This window comes from Psychrobacter sp. Sarcosine-02u-2 (assembly GCF_002836335.1).
GTDB classification, from domain to species: Bacteria; Pseudomonadota; Gammaproteobacteria; order Pseudomonadales; family Moraxellaceae; genus Psychrobacter; species Psychrobacter faecalis.
This window is the reverse complement of the sequence record NZ_PJBX01000112.1, coordinates 1-19,868: the sequence shown is the minus strand read 5'-3', so window position 1 is coordinate 19,868 and position 19,868 is coordinate 1. Positions and strand designations below refer to the sequence as shown.

The following is a 19,868-nucleotide window of genomic DNA, read 5'->3' as shown; positions in this document are numbered from 1 at the left end:
AAGGATTATGCAAAGAACAGTATTTAATTTAAAAAACTGTGCAAGCAAGACTGTATAAAAAAACTTGGAAAATTACTTTGGGGCGAGGGCACGTAATTGGATATGTCCAGCATGACGCTTGGCAATATTATCGATAAGTTTTTTGGTCACTTGCTCATAGCTTAAACAGTTGGTCATTGCTTGCATAGATTGTTCAGCGGTCTGCACTGCCAGTTGTTCATCTGCCGTTTGCTCATCCTGCGTTTGCTGATCCATCGCAACGAAGTCAGCCAGTCGTAACATTTGCATGCCCGCATAGCCGCAAGGATTAATCGCATTAAAGGCCGATAAATCACAATCTAAATTAATCGCAACGCCATGATAGCTAAAACCATGCTTGATTTTAAAGCCAAGTGAGGCGATTTTACCCAGCATAATAGCGTCATCGGTCGGAAGCTCAGTGAGTGGTTGAGCCTTGTCATTGCTGGCAGTATTTAGATGGCTATATAAATAAACACCGGGCGCATCACGGCGGGCATGGGCGCTGATATCGGTACTGGTATTGACACTATTAGACGCGTGGCTCTTTAGGCAGTCATTGATGACATCTTCAATCGCTTGCTCGGCGTGCGATACCATATTGCGCACACTCCAGCCCAAGCTTTCTAAATCAAACAACCAATAGATAACCAGCTGCCCATGCCCGTGCCATGTCACCTGACCACCGCGGTCGGTCTTGATAATCGGGGTATTGGTACGTTGCAGGATATGCTCTTCTTTACCGGCTTGTCCTAGTGTATAGACATCATTATGATCGACAATCCATAGCTCATCAGGGGTGCGTAAACCCTGCTCTTTTTTGAGGGCGATACGCGCTAATGTACGTGATAGCATGGCATCAAGGGTGGGAACGTAGTCAGCAGCTGAGAGCGATTTGCTGACTAGCATTTCATTGAGGGGTTGCGCGGTATTTTGCATGGGAGTGACTGTCTTATGGTTTTGTTATTAAGAAACGTGCTTATTATTGATATTTAGTGTAGCAGTTTTAGCATTTGTGCCCAAATCTAAATTTTAATAGTTGTGCTATAAATTAATAGACCGAGCTTTGATAAAAATACTGATAAACTCCAGCAATACAAGCCTTAGCGGACACGTATTTCATACAAACCCAGTAGTCAATCAAAGGTGCTGTTCATTGATTGGACAATACGCTACATTAAACGGCATTGAATAGAATAGTGTTTAGCAGCATTGAATGGAATCTCATCCGCTTTTTTAGCGACTGCTTATTTTAACGACCATACATTCAGAGTCTTAAATCTATGATAGCGTACCGACTCTAACGCTTATAACAAGGAAGGTAAATGACTGATAGTAATCAAAATACACCCTCTCAAAATGAGCCTACGCCAACCAATCAAACTCAAAAACCAAATCATGCCCATAATGCAGATGAGTCTCTTAGTATCATTAAAACGGTCGCTGATATGCAAGCGCAATTTGCGCGCTTACAAAAGCTGAGCCGCACGCAGCCTATCAATGATTGGACCACGCGTGAAAATCAACTCGATAATTTAGAGGTGATGCTAAGCGACAACCAAGCGCTACTTGCCAAAGCGATTAGTGCCGATTTTGGCTATCGCAGTGAGTCCGAAACACAGTTTGCTGAGCTATTTCCAAGCTTTACCGGTATTAGCCATGCAAAAAAGAATGGTAAAAAATGGATGAAGCCGCAGCGGGTATCGATTTCAGCGCTTTATATGCCAGCTCATAATGAGATTCAGCCGCAGCCGCTTGGCGTGGTCGGTATTATGGTGCCTTGGAATTACCCGCTATTTTTAGCAGTCGGACCGATGATTGATGCGCTGGTAGCGGGCAATCGCATTATGATTAAGATGAGCGAGGCGGCACCGCAATTTGCTCAAACCTTTGCTGAGACTATTTCGCGTTATTTTTCACCGGATATGGTTTCTGTGGTGATTGGCGAAGTTGAGATTGCCGAAGCCTTTAGTAAACTGCCTTTTGACCATTTATTGTATACCGGCTCGACTGCGGTCGGCAAAAAAGTCATGGCGGCGGCGGCACCGAACTTAACGCCAGTCACCCTTGAGCTGGGTGGTAAGTCGCCGGTTGTCGTTTTAGAAGGTGCTAATTTAGAAAACGCTGTTAATCGCGTGATGATGGGTAAAACGCTTAATGCGGGTCAAACCTGTATTGCGCCTGATTATGTATTGGTTCAACGTCAATATCATGAGGAATTTACCCGTCTGGCAAAAGAGTGGATGGAAAAGCATTATCCCAATATTGCAGACAATCCTGATTACTCGCACATCATCAACGGCGAGCAGTTTAAACGCGTCAAAGGCTATCTCGATGATCTAGAAGATGACCATATCCATCAGTTGACGGATGCAGATGCTGATCACGACAGCCGCCTGATGCCGCCAGTGATTGTCAAAGAGCCTGCGCCTGATAGTGAGCTGATGCAAAACGAGATTTTTGCGCCGATTTTACCCTTGATGCACTATGACAGCCTTGATGATGCCATTCGTTTTATCAATGAGCGCCCACGCCCGTTGGCACTATACGTCTTTGGTGATAACAATAGCGAGATAGATCAGGTGCGTAACAATACGGTGTCAGGCGGTCTGTGTATCAATGAAGTCATTATGCATGTGGCGCAGCATGACTTGCCGTTCGGCGGGGTTGGGCACTCAGGTACGGGCGCTTATCACGGCAAAGCGGGTTTTGAGCGTCTTAGTCATATGAAGCCGGTATTCATACAATCGAAGCTCAATGGTCTTAATATTTTATTGCCGCCGTATGGTGGTGTATTTAAAAAAGCCATGGCACTGTTTTTAAAATAACAATACGCTCTAAATAAGTAGCGTTATAAAAAATAGCATCTACTCAGGTAGGTGCTATTTTTTATCTAAAAGTTAATCCATTACCTTCAGAACATTCAAAATAAGTAGTTAAAAACCGCTTTTTAGAATGAATGAGCATTTGTCATCTTATCTATAAATCGCTACACTTTGTAGACCACCTAAACAAAATAGTGCTAGTTTTTAGACGCACTCTAAGTAAATAAATTAATAATAAACAACAGACTTTAGGTGTAAAAATAAGCTTTACTAAACTTAGAGATAATTTCAAGAATAATAACGATAAATAGGATCTGCCGTGCGCCAATGGATTGCTTTTAGCTTATTGTTAATAAGCTCACTCATATTGTCGTTGCCCGTATCTGCTGCTGTATCAAGTTGTGATGCGCCGATTAAATTTGGCGCGCTTACGTGGGAGAGTGGGCAATTTACCACTGGGGTGTTGAAATATATCACTGGAAACGGCTATGGCTGCCAAGTGACTGAGGTACCGGGTGCTGGTCCGGCGCTTGAAAATGCTCTGCTGCAAGATGATATCCAAGTAATCGGCGAACAGTGGATAGGGCGCTCGCCGATTTTAGAGCAAGCGATCGAGGACAAAAAGGTGGCCATTATTGGCGATACGCTTGAAGGCGGTGCGACCCAAGGATGGTATGTGCCTAAATATGTCCTAGAGGAAAATCCGGGTCTGCGTCGTTATCAAGATTTGCCCAAATACGCTGAGCTATTTAAAGACCCTGAAGACCCGCGCAAGTCGCGCTTTATGAACTGTCCGTCAGGATGGGCATGTGAGATTTTTAATACCCGTTTATTAAAAAATACCGGTTTAGATAAGACTTTTAATAGTGTTCATCCTGGTACGGGCGCCGCGCTCGATGCCGAAATATCCTCTGCTTTTGAACAGCATAAACCCTTATTGTTTTATTACTGGCAACCAACTGGGCTCATGGCAAAATACGACTTTGCGCCATTAGAGTTCCCTGCGCACGATGATGCCTGTTGGCAAGATTTATTAATAGCTGATGGTACTTCTGATTGCATCTCAGGTTTTCCTGTTTCTCCTTTGAGTATCGCGGTATCGACGCCTTTTATACAATCTAATCCTGAGCTGACCGATTTTTTTAAACAAGTTAAATTTACCCCGGATCAGCTCAACGGCGCTATTTTAGAGATGAGTGAAAACAAGCGCAGCGGTGATGAGCAAGCGCTGGTATTTTTACGTCAAAATCCTGATATTTGGCAGACGTGGATAACGCCAGAAGCGGCGCAGAAGATGGCGGCGACGCTTGGTGTCAGCTTGAATGGTGGCGCTTTGTCAAATAACGCTGCCCCAAATAGATCAACAAACAATAATACCGCTAACTTATTCAGCGTGTCCTCAAGCTTTCCTGCATGGTCGCTTGAAACATCGCTCAATAACGTCTTAGCGACTGTGGTTAGAAACTATGGTGACGTTTTTCGCAGTGTTAGTAGCGCCGCTTTAACCTATCTATTGTTACCCATCGAGCGCTTTTTAACCTTTATGCCGCCGTGGCTAATCATTGCGCTGGTGACCGTATTGGCATGGTTTGGCGTTCGTAAAATATGGTTCGCGCTGGCATGTGGCGTCGGATTATTTCTAATTGGTGCGTTTGGACTATGGGGTGCGCTGATTGATACCTTTGCGCTGCTTATTGTATCAGTCCTGGTCACGGTGGTGGTTGGTATTCCAATCGGTATCGCAGTGTCTGGTAGTAAAATCTTGCGTAAAATTATCACACCGATACTCGATGTGATGCAGACCATGCCAAGCTTTGTCTATTTGATACCCGTGCTTATGTTATTCGGCATTGGTAAAGTACCTGCGCTATTTGCCACCATTATCTATGCCTTGCCGCCGCTGATTCGTCTGACCACACTTGGAATTACCCAAGTCAATCATGAAATGGTCGAAGCAGGACGCTCGTTTGGTAGCACCCATTTGCAACTGCTGATTTGGATTAAATTGCCGCAAGCGCTGCCGAGCATCATGGCAGGTATCAATCAAGCAGTAATGATGTCGCTCTCCATGGTGGTGCTGGCTTCTATGATTGGCGCGCCGGGTCTTGGGGAAGATGTGCTGCAATCGATTCAAACGCTCAATATCGGTCAAGGCTTACAAGCGGGTACTGCTATTGTCATCGTCGCCATCATTATTGACCGTATCACGCAGGCCTTTGGGCAAGGAAAACGCGCGCGGCAAAAAACCATTGATGCGGGCAGACGCCCGATTGGTTAATGATGAATCATAAAAATAAAAAATGAGAGCCACAATGAACCATATTCAATTAGAAAATATCAGCAAGATTTATAGTGCCAATAGCTCGCAAGCGCAGTCGGCCTTGGCATTATTGGCAGAAGGTATGGACAGCATTGCCGTCAAAAAGCAGACTGGCTATTCGGTCGGTCTTTATGATATCAATTTGAGCGTTAAAGCGGGCGAGCTGCATTGTATAATGGGCTTATCAGGCTCTGGTAAATCAACCTTGATACGCCATATCAATCGTTTAATTGATCCAACCAGCGGCAAAATTTGGGTCGATACCGCTATTAACGCGAAAGAATCTACAGCGGGAACCGTCTCTAATTCAGCGGTCGCAAGCGAAGAGCAATTAACGGATAGAAACGAAAAGTCTTCTGCTATTAATATCCTAGCGCTCAATGATAAAGAGTTACAGCATTATCGCCAGCAAACGGTCAGTATGGTGTTTCAGCATTTTGGTTTGGTGCCTCATATGACGGTGCTACAAAACGTCGCTTACGGTTTACGTGTGCGTAAAATGAGTACCAAGGAGCGCCATGAAGTGGCAAGTTATTGGCTCAATGAGGTCGGGCTACCCAATCTAGAACGCAGCTATCCTGATGAGTTGTCTGGCGGTATGCAGCAGCGGGTGGGACTGGCACGGGCGTTGGCAACCGACAATCCAATCTTACTGATGGATGAGGCATTTTCCGCACTTGATCCCCTTATTCGCGCGCAACTACAAGACCAGTTGCTTGATTTACAAGAACGGCTTAATAAAACTATCGTCTTTATTACCCATGATATCGATGAGGCAGTGAAAGTTGGTCAACGTATCAGTATTTTAAATGGTGGGCGGCTGGTACAAACTGGTAGCGCAACTGAGTTACGCAACAATCCCGCTGATGATTATGTGGCGCAATTTATGGGTGCTAAAAGTTAACTACCTTATATTCTTAACCTAACTGATATTGACTATTAAATGTCTTATTAAGTGATTGATTAGTTTCGTAATATTGATTTTTTATTATTTTATCCTCATATGAATATAATCGCCCATTAATAATTGCTCACATCATTTCTTTGTGCTCACTTGTGTATATCATTACTCTTACGGCGTTGTTAAAGAAGTGTAGCAACCGCTTATTTACTATTAAAGTAGACTCCACTAGCTATGTATACTATTAAGATAGTCTAATGTCTTTGTCATTCTTTTTATTTTCATATATCTCGCAATCTATTTGCTTTCACTAACATTCATTCTGCTTTATTGATTTTGAATACGCTTGACAATTATTAATCATTAAGCGGGTGCACGTAATATTTTGTGAAAAGGATACTTCATGCTACCTGATAAACAAGATAATAAGTCTTATCATACAAATCGCTCTGATAAGGGCAGCAACCCTCATGATTTAGCGACACAGTCCCCACGAACAGCTGCGCGTTGGTTAAAAAGCGTCAGTGCTTTTGGGGTAACGACGGTGTTAAGTGCAGGGATTTTGGTTGCTTGCGGGCAAATGAGTAGCGCAGAAAATAATGCTAAGAACAATGCTAAGAGCAATGCAAATGCCAGTAGCCAAAACAGCGGTGTAAAAAATTCACGGGATATGCTGCCATCTGACATGCTCGGGCAAATGCAAGCGTTGCCGCAATTGACCAAGGGTTTGGGCGATACAGGCGCGGCCGTCATTGACCCGAATAAACCTACCTTAATTAAATTTTGGGCAAGCTGGTGCCCGTTATGTCTAGGCACGCTTGCAGAAACCGAAGAGTGGCGTACCGATCCTAAGTTTGCCGGTTTAAACCTTGTCACCGTTGCCAGTCCCGGTCATCTCAATGAAAAAGCAGAGAGCGACTTCAGGACTTGGTATGCAGGTGTGCAAGCTGATTATCCTAAACTACCCGTATTATTAGACGCTTCAGGCGAGGTGATTAATAAGCTTGGCGTGCAAGTGTATCCAAGCTGGGCGATACTCGATAAAAAAGGCAATTTGGTGCACTTAGTAAAAGGAAATATATCAGCAGAGCAAGCCTATGCCCTTGCTGAAAATGCTGATAATGACTTTGCCGAGCTAAAAGCGGGTAATGCCAAACCGGCAAACGCCCAAGCATTGAATAACAACAGTAAAATTGAAACCATCAAACAAAAAGATGGCGTTTATTATAACGATAAAGGTAAGGCGATTAATACGCGCTCAATCTATTTAGCAGGTGGCTGCTTCTGGGGCGTTGAAGCTTATATGGAGCGTGTCGAAGGTGTGGTCGATGCAGTCTCAGGCTATGCCAATGGCGACACGGCCAATCCAAGCTATGAGCAAGTGATTCGCGGCTCAGGTCATGCCGAGACGGTTAAGGTTACTTACGATGCCGATAAAACCGATCTTGATACGATTCTAAAATACTACTTGCGCGTGATAGATCCAACTAGCCTCAATGAGCAAGGCAATGATCGCGGCGTCCAGTATCGTTCGGGCGTTTATTACACTGATAAAGCAGACAAAGCGGTGATTGATGCGGCGCTCAAACGTATCCAAAGCCAGTATAAACAAAAAGTCGTGGTAGAAAATAAGCCTTTAGATAACTTTTATCTGGCTGAGATGTATCATCAAGATTATTTGGCAAAAAATCCAAATGGCTATTGTCATGTCGATTTAAGCTTGGCCGATGATAAACCAGAAGGCACGGCGCGAACCAAGCTTGCACCGGTCAGCACGGTTGCTGAAACTTTAGATCCCAAACGCTATGCAAACTTTGATAAAGGTGCGCTAAAAAACACTCTAACCAAAGCCCAGTACAATATCACTCAAGAGGCGGCGACAGAACGTGCGTTTAGTCATGAGTATGATAATTTATTTGCGCCAGGGATTTACGTCGATGTGGTGAGCGGTGAGCCGTTATTTTTATCCACCGATAAATACCAATCTGGCTGCGGTTGGCCAAGTTTCACCAAGCCGATCGATAAACAGGTGATTACTCAGCATGAGGATACTGCCTTTAACATGGTGCGTACTGAGATTCGCTCACGGGTAGCAGACTCGCATTTGGGGCATGTATTCCCTGATGGCCCAAAAGACCGCGGCGGACTGCGCTATTGTATCAATGGCGGTGCACTACTGTTTATCCCAGTTGATGTGATGCCACAGTCTGGCTATGGGCCGTTGGTAAAATTGGTAAAGCCTGCAAAATCTTAATGATTAACATTGATGATTAAACTCATAAAGAAACGTTAAGCTGATGCTTGGCGTCTTTTTTATGGCTGTTATTCCAAACCTATAGGTCAGAGTAAAAGGATGAATACGTTTATTATCGTTGTATTTTTGCTGTTATAAGCGTTGAGTTATGAAAAACAAGGCAAACTTCGTTATACTCAAAATCTGAACCTTTTCTATTATTAACATTTTGATAACTTTGGCATCTTGATAACTATTGCTACCTATTTCGTCGCTATATTTTTTAGCGGCTTTTCATTTTTGCATTTAAGGCTGTAACATGACCGTTACTCAAACTTCTAAACCTTTTGAACCTATTATTACCTCGTTATTGGATAACGACTTATATAAATTTACCATGCTACAAGCCATGCTGCATCAGTTTCCGCAGACCCATGGCGTTTATCGTTTTCGCTGCCGTAATAACGAAGATACGCTTTATCCATTGGCGGATATCAAAGAAGCGTTAGAAAAACAGCTGGACAGCTTGTGTGAATTGCGATTTTTAGAAGATGAGCTGGAGTATTTACGCGGATTGCGCTTTATGCGTTCAGACTTCGTTGATTATCTAGAATTGTTTAAGTTAAAGCGCCGTTTTATCACCGTTAGCACCGATGAAAAAGGCCGCTTGTTTATTGACATCGAAGGGCCGATGATTCAAGCGATGTTTTTTGAAGTATTTGTCCTAGCCATTGTTAATGAGCTATATTTTAGTGCTTTATCTAATGCCAGCGTTATTGAAGAAGGGCAGCGTAGGCTAGATGAGAAAGTTGAGTTATTGCATCAGTATGCTGTCAAGCAGGAAAAATATGATAATAATACACCGCCATTTATCGTCGCTGATTTTGGTACTCGTAGACGCTTTAGCAAGGTTTGGCAAGCGCATGTGGTTGAGACTTTACATAATGCTGAGCCAAAAATCGTCAGCGGTACTTCAAACGTTTATTTAGCGAAAAAACTCGGCATGACGCCGATAGGAACGATGGCACATGAGTTTATGCAGGCATTTCAGGCATTGGATGTGCGTTTGCGTGATTCACAAAAAGCGGCACTTGAAGCATGGGTACATGAGTATCGTGGTGATTTGGGTATTGCGCTGACCGATGTCGTTGGGATGGATGCATTTTTACGCGACTTTGATTTGTATTTTGCCAAGCTGTTCGATGGTCTGCGTCATGACAGCGGCGACCCGTATGTTTGGGGTGATAAGGCCATTGCGCATTATAAGAAATTAAAAATAGACCCAAGAACCAAGATTTTAACTTTTAGTGATGGATTGGATTTAAATAAGGCGTGGAATTTACATCAATATTTTAAAGGTCAAATAAGAACCAGCTTTGGCATTGGCACCAATTTGACCAATGATATGGGTATCACTCCAATAAACATCGTCTTAAAATTGGTTGAGTGCAATGGGCAGCCAGTTGCCAAATTGTCGGACAGCCCAGGCAAGACCATGATCAATAATGATACCTATCTTGCCTATCTGCGCCAAGTTTTTGAAGTCGATGAGCCAGAGTAGAATTAGCTTAACTTAAATGTCGCTGTTCTCTGTGCTATCTTCTTCGGCGAAAGCGGCATCTAACGCTTGCTGCACGGCATTGATACGGGTTTCGCAAACGCGATAAGCGGCAATCGACTCCTCAACCGTTGTCATCAGATTATCGATATCTGGCTCATCTTGTTGCTGTAGTTCAGCGGCATTGGTTTTTAGAATATCATAAGCTGCCTTAAAGGTTTTTGGGGCGGCTTTTTTACGTTTGCGAGTAGGGGTTGTCATAAGGTTTCCTAATATTCACATTAGTTTAAGAAAAAAATATAGAAAGAAAAGTAGATAAAAAGTTGTTAAATATTTTAGTTTCAGGAGTCTGCTGCTGTTATAAATTTTCCTTGCTTGCTGTGTGACTTCGTCACTGTTCGAGGCTAGGCAAAACTTATCCCAGCAGCTCTGTATTTTTATGGCAAATAGACTATAACTAATTGGTCTTCACATCAACAATCTGTGCTTTTGCTTTACCATCCTTTAAGACGATATGTACCGTTTGCTCAGCGTAAAGCTGATTACTGCTGGTCAGTATTTGTTCGTCTTTTGCATCGGTCAGCATGGTATAGCCTTGCTTAAGCACGCGAGAAGGACGATGCAAGAGTACAATATCGCGCAGATATTCGCTATCACGTCGTGCTTGTAGCAACTGCTGCTGGGCACTATGTATAATCGTCTTTTTTTGGTTTTGGCTATAACTTGATGCAATGGTTAATTGCTGATAAGCAGAATTTTGAGTTTGGACTCGCATCTCACTGGTTCGTCTGGCTGCTTGTTTGACTTGGCGCTGGGCACTTTGCTGAATACTCTGCCAGGCATAATCACTGTCTTTTTGCAGGGCGGTCAGTTGACCAATCGTTTGCGACTGAATGTGACTCAACTGGCGTGACGTTTGTTGCTCAGCGATATTCAGTTGACGCTGCGCTGCTTGTTTGATTTGCGCTTGGTATTGCAGGGTTTGCGTGACGAGCTGGGCCAAATGCGTCATGATAGCAGCAATCACTTTTGATGGTGTATCAAAGCTGCTATGCGCCACTTCATCTAAAATCACTTTATCACGCTCATGACCGATACCAACCCAGACAGGGATAGGTTGCTCGGCAACAAGAGCGGCAAGCTCGTAATCATTGAGATATGCTAAATCACCAACGGCGCCACCGCCACGGATAATGACTAACAAATCTGGCAGGCGCTGATAGGTGTCGTAAAACTGCTGCTGGGCGCTAACGATAGCTTGACGGATTTCTCTTGGTGCGTGATTGCCTTGAAAAGTAGCATTGTGATAATGGAAATGACAGGCATCTGTACGAGCTAAGCGGTCCGCATCGGCTTGAAAGTCGCCCAATCCCGCCGCTTTTTCAGGGGCAATGACTAAGACATGCTCGATATCAAATGGGGCGGGTAGCTGCTGATTTAGGTTTAATAAGCCTTCGCCCGTCAAGCGGTCGACCATCTCCGCATATTGCCGCGCCAAGTCGCCTAAAGTGTAGCTTGGGTCAATATCTTCAATCGTCAGTGAGAAACCGTATTGTGCATGAAAGCCTGCCGATACTTTGAGTAAGACGGTCAAATCACGGTCAAGCGGCATGCCGGTTGCGCGCTCAAACTTTGCTAAGACGCGCGCCGCTTTAAAGCGCCAAAGATTACCACGGCAGCTGGCAATAACTTTGCCGTCGTCATCTTTTTCTGCTAGCTCAAAGTAATAATGCCCACTTTTACTTGATAGGTTGCGAATCTCAGCTTTTACCCATACGCGGTGATTAAAGGTCTGTTTGATGACCATATCGACCGCCGATAAGTAATCACTTAGGCGCAAAACCGTATCTTCTAAACTGACTTCCAGACTGTTTTCTTGCTCAGCCAGTTCCGCCTCCAAGGTCGCTAAATCTTTGGCAGGCACCAATACTTTGTCTTTTTTGGAGCTGACTTGTTTCATATTTGCTAGATTGGGTTTGCGCATAAGAGGAGACCAAAGGTAATCGAGGCTGAAAGGCTGGTGGCGTTAGATTAACTCATCAAAGTAAAGGTTGCAGGTATAAAAGACCAGACAGGATAGTTTACCCCAAAAGTGCCGCGACAAAAAGTAAAGCCAATAAGCTGCGATGAATATAATAGCTATCTCGCAAACTTATTGGCTAAAGGCTAAATAATGACGGCTTTATTGGCAACGAAAATTAATCATGTACTCATAATCATCTTTACGTGATAAATCTGGCGTGCCCGTCCCAAAGATTGAACCGATGACCGCGCCCGCTTGTCCGACCATACGGCCCGTTTGCTCATTTAAAATACCGTTATATTTGACTTTGTCATCAACGATAATCACTTGTTTTCTTCCACAGGTTTTTTGCGCACTGTCTATCGCATTTTGCTGGGCTTTTACTTTGCTCTCAGCGATGCCTGTGGTTTCATAAATCGAGTTAGCGCGCTGAATTACCGGTGAAGAAGGCGTGCTTTGACAGGCACTCAAAGCCAGAGCCGCAGCCAGTGTTGCTGTTAAAGTAGCGGTTTTATTAAAAATATTCATAATAGTTTCCTTTTTCCTATAAGTTCAATATATTACTCGACAACTTGTATGAATCTAACGTATTGCGACAAGGAGTGTCTAGGCGGTTAATGTGTGCAACGTTGCAGGTACACAGCAAATTACTTGAAATATAAACCATATCTAGGATAATTGAGGTATTCACTTTTAACCAGTAAGTAAATTTATGCAACTGATTCCTGCTCCTGCTGGCGTGCTCGAAGTCGACGCGCTATGGCAACAAGACAATCCTAAAGATGCGAATACCGATACAGTGGCGCTGCTTTGTCATCCCAATCCGTTATTTGAAGGCACGATGAACAATAAAGTGGTCACGACCATGTATCGTTTTGCGCGTGATAGCGGCATGCATGTGGTACGTTTTAACTTTCGCGGCGTTGGCCAGTCAACCGGCGAGCACGACTACGCAGATGGTGAGGTAGTCGATGCGATGACCGTGCTACAATGGATTGCAGAGCAGACCAACGCTCGTAAGCTATGGCTAGGTGGCTTCTCCTTTGGTGGTTATGTGATAGCACGTGTCGCTGAGCAAGTCATGGTAGCGCCGCATATTTGGGGACTGGGCGATTTTGAAATAGCAAATGTTGCTCTTATCGCGCCCTCAGTCGAAAAAAATGACAGCAGTGATATCACTTTACCCGTTGATAAAACCTTTGAGATATATGGTAATGCTGATGAAGTGATTGACCCAAATAATATGCAAGCATTTGCTGAGCGTTTAGGGCTGGACGTTAGTATCGTTGATGGTGCTGGGCATTTTTTCCATGGACGTTTATCTGAGCTAAAAGGTTTGTTGGAAGAGCATAGTTTTGGCTCTAAAGAATCGCAGTAAAACCAGATGGTGTCTTAACCAATTTACCTAAGCATACTTTTAGTTTTTTATATTTATTTTGTCTAATAATGAGTCGTATTATGAGTTTATCTCCCTTGCAACGTTATGAGCAAGCCATCAGCACTGATGAGTTTACTCGAGATGAGCAGCAATATCAGGCAATGAGCTATTTAGATGGGTTGTATCATCAGCTCAATGATAGCGTGGCACAAAAAAAAGGCTTTTTTAGCTTTTTAAAGTCAAAACCTGCGGCTCCCAAAGGTTTGTATATGTGGGGCGGGGTGGGGCGCGGTAAAACGTGGATGATGGATATGTTTTACGACTCTTTGACCATTGAGCGTAAGATGCGCCAGCATTTTCACCACTTTATGCAGCGCGTCCATCAAGAGCTAAATAATCTACAAGGTCAAAGCGATCCGCTAGAAAAAGTCGCGGATATCATTTATGCAGAAGCAGTGATTATCTGTTTTGATGAGTTTTTTGTCTCCAACGTCTCAGATGCGATGATTTTAGGTGATTTGTTTACCATGCTATTTAATCGTGGCGTGACCTTGGTCGCTACATCAAACATTGAGCCAGCAGGGCTTTATAAAGATGGTCTACACCGTGATCGCTTTATGCCAGCCATTGCCGAAGTTGAGCGTCACACCACAGTGATGAATATTGACTCTGGTATTGATTATCGCCTGCGTGTCTTACAGCAAGCGGAGTTATATGAGTCGCCGTTGACCAAAGCCAATCACCACTGGCTTGCCAACCGTTTCGCTAGCTTGTCTAACAATCAAAAAATCAGCAACGCGCCTATTACCATCAATGGTCGCGAAATCAAAATCAATGCCCGTACCGAAGATATTTTATTTTGTGATTTCCGTCATTTGTGTATGGAGCCACGCTCAGCGTCCGACTTTATCGAGATTGCCAAAGAATTTAGCACGGTGTTAATCAATTCTGTGCCCGCTTTAGATGATGATTTGCGCGATCCGACCCGCCGTTTTATTTATCTGGTTGATGAGTTTTATGATCGCCGTGTCAAACTGTTGGTAAGAGCAGAGCAGCCAATTCTAGAGCTCTATCAAGGACAAAAATTGGCCTTTGAGATTGAGCGGACGCGCTCACGCCTGCTTGAGATGCAGTCAGAAGATTATTTGCGCATGGATCATCGTATCGAAGGCTCAGAAGCGACGTAAGGCATATCGCTAATGCATTTGCATAATAATAAATAAGGATAAAACATGAATAGTTCTGAAGATAATATGGATAACGGTAACGAACTGAACAGTAATAGGGAAGAAAATCAAGCCGAAAGCCCGAGAGGGGCAAACGCGCAAGTAACCGCTGAACAGCTGATTAATTGGATTAAATCAAGACGCAGTATCGGCAATTTAAGCATTCCGGCACCGACAGAAAGCCAGATTAGAGCAGCTATTGACTGTGCGGTTACCGCGCCTGATCATAAAAAACTGCGGCCGTGGCGCTTTATCGTTACCCAAGGTAATGCGCGTCACGACTTGGGACGTGCCCTTTTAGCGGCTGCTGAAGCACAAGCGGTGCAAGAGGGCGAAGAGCTGTCTGAGAAATCACGCAAGAAAACCTACAATATGCCGCTGCGTGCGCCAGTTATTATTACAGTCGTCACCCACATGCAAGTGCATAAAAAAGTGCCACCTTTTGAGCAAATGCTCAGTGCAGGTGCAGCAGTGCAAAACCTTATTTTGGCGCTACAAGCTCAAGGTTTTAGCACGGTTTGGCGTACAGGATTATTGGCTAATGAGCCTGCCGTCAAAGCCTATTTTGACGTTGGTGCAGATGATTATGTCACGGCTTTTGTTTATACTGGCAGCAGTCCTTGTGATATGCCCACGCGCAAGCCGATTGATATTGAGCCATTACTGCGTTTTGAGTCATAGCGTCGAGACAGGTCTATGATTACAGCGATGTTTCAAAAAAGTAAGCGTTGCCATAACGTGATACAGCAAAGCAAAACAATGACCAAACTGGTCACGTTATTTCAATAAAATAACGGTTCTATATCAATAATTGTCGAAACATACCATCAATCTCACTGTATACTCAGCACAAATTCTCATCATAATTCAGTCAGTCAATACGGATAAAATAATATGACCAGCGCTAATGATAAAAAGACAGATGCAAATGTAGAGGACATTCAAACAGACAATCAAGGTGCTGAAAAACAAAACAGTTTGCTATCCGGTATCATTGAGCGTGCCACCAGATCTGGGCTTGGACGTAAGAAGTTAAATCCTAGCGCGGTTGAGTCTGCGGTGGCAAAAAACATGGCAGAAATCCATAACAATCCAACCAAATTGCGTTTGGCATTTTTAGGTGGCGGTAGCTTTGGTACGGCGATGGCAAACTTGGCTGCCCGCAATGGCTGTGATACCACGCTGTGGGTACGCAACAAGCGTACTGTTAAGGCTATGGCAAAGACGCAGACCAATAAAAAATACTTGCCTGGTTATAAGCTTGATGATCGCCTCAAATACAGTCATGATTTACAGGCGGCGGTCAAAGATACCGATATTGTGTTCATTGCTGTCCCAGGTCTCGCGTTTCGCGAAACCCTAAAAAGTATCGCGCCCTTTATTAGCGGGCAATCTATTGTCTCTTTAACCAAAGGTATGGAGAAAGATACCTTTGCTTTGATGAGTGATATTATTAAAGATGAGCTACCGGAAGTAAACTTTGGCGTAATGTCAGGCCCAAACCTTGCTATAGAAATCATGAAAAATATGCCGTCTGCTACGGTCATTGCTAGTGACTCTGAGCCATTACGCCATGCGGTACAAGCAGCGCTGCATAGTGCTTTCTTTAGAGTGTTTGCCAGTGATGATGTTCGCGGTGTTGAGCTTGGTGGCGCGCTGAAAAACATTTATGCCATTGCTATGGGTATGGCGGCAGCTTATGAAGTGGGCGAAAATACCAAAGCCATGATATTAACGCGCGGTTTAGCGGAAATGAGCCGTTTCGGCGTCCATGCTGGTGCCAATCCGCTGACCTTTTTAGGTCTGTCGGGCGTCGGTGATTTATACGCGACTTGTAGCTCAGAGCTGAGCCGCAACTACCGTATTGGTAATATGCTTGGTCGCGGTATGACGATTGATGCGGCGGTCAAAAAATTGGGACAAACCGCTGAAGGCGTCAACACCATTCAGCAAGTACATGAAAAAGCCACCAAAGAAGGCATCTATATGCCGATTACCCATGCGCTTCATGCAGTCATTTATGAAGACAAAGCGGCACTTGGCGTTGCTTTACATCTCATGGAAGCAGGATTCCGTAGTGATGTTGAGTTTGTCATGGAGCATGACCATAGTAATGCGGCACTAACGGCGCAAATGCAAACAGCAAGCAAGACTAAGCATAAAAAAGACGAAAATAAGTAAAGCGTTTAGCAGAATGTAGCTATTTCATTGTTAACATTACTTTATCATCAAAATAGTCAGGTAAACGTAACACACAAGGTGGTTAAGATTATGAAAATTATCTTAGTACGTCATAGTCAAGCAGAAGATGGGACGCGCCCAGACAGTGCACGGCAGTTGACAGATTTTGGTCAGAAACAAGCGGCGGAAACGGCAGAATATATTACCACTCATTATCAACCTGATTGTTTTGTTGTGAGCCCTTATAAGCGGGCGCAGCAGACGCTGGCAGCATTACAGTTACGCGCTCCTAACGTGCCCTCACAAATACAAGATAATATCACGCCGTCCGACGATGCCCATCAGGCGCTCATCGACATTGGTAATGTTGAAACGGAGTGTCTGGTGGTTGTCTGTCATATGTCTATTGTTGCTCATATCGCTGGCCTGCTGACGGGTGATTACCCTGAATCGTTTGCTTTAGCAGAAGCGCGCGTGTTTGAGATGGATTTTGTGATGATGGGTATGGCAACCGAGATCGACCGCTTTGTTCCAGAACAACCTTATTAGTATCAATCATACACACGCTTATAAGACATTTAAATGCTTGCTAGACCATAGCTTTAATAAATGACAGCTTTAATCAGCAATGACTCTAAACAACAGCTTTGATAATTAAGGACACATTTGGTGTTACATGTTTGGTTAAGAGCGCAGCACAGTCCTCTAGCGGTCTGGCACGAAGACATAAAACAATGGCAATTGGTCGACGGCTGGCAACAGCTGCATGATATCTATGGTAGCTATAAAACCAATAGTCAAAAATCGGTTTGCCTGTATTTCCCATCAAGCCATGTCTTACAAGTAGAGTCTGAGCTAAATACGGCTCAGCTTAAACAATTAGGTATGAGCGGTAAGCAGTATTTATTTGAAGAAACTTCTCTGACGCCGGTTGAACAATTAGCCATTCGCCAAATGACTGAAAATACCAGCCATCATCTCTATGCTTTGGCTCAAAGCGATATCGAAGCATGGCAGCAAAGCGCTAAGCTTGTTGTCATGAACATCGTAGCGTTATTGCCTGATTTTTTATTACTGCCAACGCCAGAAGAGGGCGCAGGTCAGCAACTTGTATTGTACCAAGACCAACAAACCATGCTGCTGCGTCAATCCTTACATCAAGGCATGGCAGTCAGTTACTTGCCTTTAATCTTTGAGCGTTTTCCACATTTAAGCGAAGTGCTGCTATTGCCAGCTATTGATGACGCCTTAGTAGATTCGAGCCACGCTACTGATATGGTTAATGAGCCTGCGTTCGATGATATTGATTTAACCAAGCATGAAACTACTGCCAATGCCTTTACTCAAACGGCGGCAATGATTGCCGAGCATCAATTATTATTAACCACGCTAGCCGCTGCGCCTAAACCGCTTGAAATTCCTGAACGTCATGCGCTGAATTTTTTTATTAAATCGACCGATTCACAATTATCACCGTATCTGCGGGTGGCGATGATGGTGGCGCTGTCAGCACTGATATTACAGATGGCGACCGATGGAGTGCAATGGTATCAGTATCAGGCGGCGACCGCGGCGACCAAAACCGAGATTGCCGCTCAGTATCAGTCTTGGTTTCCTAATGAGCCGCTTAGTACGCGCACGAAATTACAAGTGCAGTTGCAACCAAAACTGCGTAGTGACAGCCAAGCGCCTAACGCTCACATAGCGGTATTATCACGTATATCACCGCTGATTAAACAGTCGTCATTACGAGCGCAGGCGTTAATCATGCAGCCAACTGCGCTCAGCTTTACGCTGATTGCACCAGACCGCGGCAGTCTTGATCAATTTACCAATACACTTGTCGCCCAAGGCTTAAATGCTAAGTTGGAACAAGTGAACGGCAATGAGCAAGGGCAGTTTAGTGGTCAAGTGACCGTTGATGTGGTAGAAAACAATAGTAGCGTTAGCAATAAAGGGTAACCATGAAAAGATTACAACGCCTCACCAAACGCAGTACTATTGTGACTGACCCTAAAAGCAGTGCATTATCAACGCGGATGAGTAGCTTTCAAAATGTCTTACTGACACGTTGGCAAACATTGTCTGCGCGTGACCAATTAGCCTTACTGCTATTGTCGGCGTTTTTGCTGTTATTTGTCGGTGGTTATGGCGGCTATAGCGTCCATCAAGCAGCAAAAGCGAGAAAAAATGAGTATCAAGAGCAGGTTGCTGACTATTTTTGGTTGCGTGCCCAAGCTGGTAATATTGATAGCAATGCGTTAAATGCTACCAATTCAGCAGATGGCGCTGAAGCGATGCCGCCGGCTAGCCGTATCAGTGCGCTGTTAAATAACTCAGGGATTGCTGATGCGCAGGTCATTGCAGCAGGCGATGCGGTGCAGCTGAGCTTTACCCATCCAAGCCAAGCGGTGGTGAGCGGGGCGCTGGGTAATCTTGAGCAGCAAGGTTGGCAATTTACTCAACTGTCGATGCAACAAGATTTGGTTACCAAGGCCATTCAAGTACAGGCAACCGTCAGTTCTTAATATTTTTAGTCAATTATGTAAGAAAAATATTTAACCACATTAACGCTTTAAAAGTTACCACATTGAAAACCTGATAATTTGCCACAATAAAAATAACTACAGACCACAGAACATAACGAGTGACAGCATGATAAATAATTCTAATAATACGATGAGTGATGATAAACGCCGCTCTTTGACGATGTATAACCACATCACCTATTTGCTCTATGTGCTCAGCTATTTTACCGCTGGGCTATTGTGGATTGTGCCTATCTTTATGAACTATGCCAAACGCCGTGATGCTGACGGTACTTGGCTCGCTACCCATTTTGACTGGCAAATCAAGACGTTTTGGTACAGTATTGTCCTGTTCGTCATTGGGGTGCTTATTGTCACCTTTGCCTTAGGCGGTTTTGGTGTCAGTATGTTCGCTGAAACCAACAACATTGCCATCGGCTCAGTATTAATGGCCATTTTAGGTTTTATGGTGATGGGCTTTACTTTTATTTGGCATCTGTACCGTATTGTGCGTGGTTGGATTGCGCTTGCTGATGGCCGCCCAGTGCCTTAATCTGAAAATATGAATATCAATAAGTGGTAGATGTGAATAAAAATGCTGTCTGATAGGGGTAATGCCAGTCAGTTAACGCTGACTGGTATTTTTTTTGGGATATTTTTGTGGTTTACCCTTAACT

The 19,868-nt window shown here is 44.0% G+C and carries 17 protein-coding genes; 13 read left to right on the top strand and 4 right to left on the bottom strand.

What is annotated here, in order from left to right; genetic code table 11:
• Positions 1-72 precede the first annotated feature (72 nt).
• Positions 73-957: a lipoyl protein ligase domain-containing protein gene (locus tag CXF58_RS01905; protein ID WP_102076402.1), complete on the bottom strand. Its 885-nt coding sequence runs from the start codon at positions 955-957 to the stop codon at positions 73-75.
• Positions 958-1,343: 386 nt separating this feature from the next.
• Between CXF58_RS01905 and CXF58_RS01900 the strand changes: the two genes are divergently transcribed.
• The 5 genes from CXF58_RS01900 (at position 1,344) to pncB (ending at position 9,858) form a co-directional block, all read left to right on the top strand.
• Positions 1,344-2,846 (top strand): coniferyl aldehyde dehydrogenase, encoded by a 1,503-nt coding sequence (locus CXF58_RS01900; RefSeq protein WP_102076401.1) that lies wholly within the window; start codon positions 1,344-1,346, stop codon positions 2,844-2,846.
• A 316-nt stretch (positions 2,847-3,162) separates the two neighbouring features.
• Positions 3,163-5,121: a glycine betaine ABC transporter substrate-binding protein gene (locus tag CXF58_RS01895; RefSeq protein ID WP_180952502.1), complete on the top strand. Its 1,959-nt coding sequence runs from the start codon at positions 3,163-3,165 to the stop codon at positions 5,119-5,121.
• A gap of 34 nt (positions 5,122-5,155) precedes the next feature.
• Positions 5,156-6,067: an ATP-binding cassette domain-containing protein gene (locus CXF58_RS01890; RefSeq protein WP_102076400.1), complete on the top strand. Its 912-nt coding sequence runs from the start codon at positions 5,156-5,158 to the stop codon at positions 6,065-6,067.
• Between the two features lie 400 nt (positions 6,068-6,467).
• Positions 6,468-8,318, top strand: coding sequence for a bifunctional peptide-methionine (S)-S-oxide reductase MsrA/peptide-methionine (R)-S-oxide reductase MsrB (gene msrAB / locus CXF58_RS01885; protein WP_102076399.1), 1,851 nt, complete (start codon positions 6,468-6,470; stop codon positions 8,316-8,318).
• Between the two features lie 298 nt (positions 8,319-8,616).
• Positions 8,617-9,858: a nicotinate phosphoribosyltransferase gene (gene pncB, locus CXF58_RS01880; RefSeq protein ID WP_102076398.1), complete on the top strand. Its 1,242-nt coding sequence runs from the start codon at positions 8,617-8,619 to the stop codon at positions 9,856-9,858.
• A 12-nt stretch (positions 9,859-9,870) separates the two neighbouring features.
• Here the strand turns inward: pncB and xseB are convergent, their stop codons facing one another.
• The 3 genes from xseB to CXF58_RS01865 form a co-directional block, all read right to left on the bottom strand.
• Positions 9,871-10,116, bottom strand: coding sequence for an exodeoxyribonuclease VII small subunit (gene xseB / locus CXF58_RS01875; RefSeq protein WP_102076397.1), 246 nt, complete (start codon positions 10,114-10,116; stop codon positions 9,871-9,873).
• Positions 10,117-10,312: 196 nt separating this feature from the next.
• Positions 10,313-11,839, bottom strand: coding sequence for an exodeoxyribonuclease VII large subunit (xseA, locus tag CXF58_RS01870; protein ID WP_102076396.1), 1,527 nt, complete (start codon positions 11,837-11,839; stop codon positions 10,313-10,315).
• A gap of 198 nt (positions 11,840-12,037) precedes the next feature.
• A complete protein-coding gene (locus tag CXF58_RS01865) occupies positions 12,038-12,406 on the bottom strand; it encodes a hypothetical protein (protein ID WP_068408202.1) in 369 nt (122 codons plus the stop codon).
• A 184-nt stretch (positions 12,407-12,590) separates the two neighbouring features.
• On the opposite strand from CXF58_RS01865, the gene CXF58_RS01860 reads away from it, so the two are divergent.
• From CXF58_RS01860 to CXF58_RS01825, 8 genes are all read left to right on the top strand, one after another.
• A complete protein-coding gene (locus tag CXF58_RS01860) occupies positions 12,591-13,256 on the top strand; it encodes an alpha/beta hydrolase (RefSeq protein WP_102076395.1) in 666 nt (221 codons plus the stop codon).
• Between the two features lie 80 nt (positions 13,257-13,336).
• On the top strand, positions 13,337-14,443 hold the full coding sequence (gene zapE, locus CXF58_RS01855) for a cell division protein ZapE (RefSeq protein WP_102076409.1): 1,107 nt from the start codon (positions 13,337-13,339) through the stop codon (positions 14,441-14,443).
• A gap of 45 nt (positions 14,444-14,488) precedes the next feature.
• Positions 14,489-15,163 (top strand): nitroreductase family protein, encoded by a 675-nt coding sequence (locus tag CXF58_RS01850; RefSeq protein WP_102076394.1) that lies wholly within the window; start codon positions 14,489-14,491, stop codon positions 15,161-15,163.
• A 213-nt stretch (positions 15,164-15,376) separates the two neighbouring features.
• Positions 15,377-16,663, top strand: a complete 1,287-nt coding sequence (locus CXF58_RS01845; protein ID WP_102076393.1) for an NAD(P)H-dependent glycerol-3-phosphate dehydrogenase — start codon at positions 15,377-15,379, stop codon at positions 16,661-16,663.
• A gap of 90 nt (positions 16,664-16,753) precedes the next feature.
• Complete coding sequence (locus CXF58_RS01840) at positions 16,754-17,212, top strand: SixA phosphatase family protein (protein ID WP_102076392.1); 459 nt, start codon at positions 16,754-16,756, stop codon at positions 17,210-17,212.
• Between the two features lie 120 nt (positions 17,213-17,332).
• Positions 17,333-18,625 (top strand): type II secretion system protein GspL, encoded by a 1,293-nt coding sequence (gene gspL, locus CXF58_RS01835; protein ID WP_102076391.1) that lies wholly within the window; start codon positions 17,333-17,335, stop codon positions 18,623-18,625.
• A gap of 2 nt (positions 18,626-18,627) precedes the next feature.
• Entirely contained in the window at positions 18,628-19,191 is a 564-nt protein-coding gene (gene gspM, locus CXF58_RS01830; protein WP_102076390.1) for a type II secretion system protein GspM, read from the top strand.
• A gap of 127 nt (positions 19,192-19,318) precedes the next feature.
• Entirely contained in the window at positions 19,319-19,744 is a 426-nt protein-coding gene (locus tag CXF58_RS01825) for a DUF4870 family protein (protein ID WP_102076389.1), read from the top strand.
• Positions 19,745-19,868 lie beyond the last annotated feature (124 nt).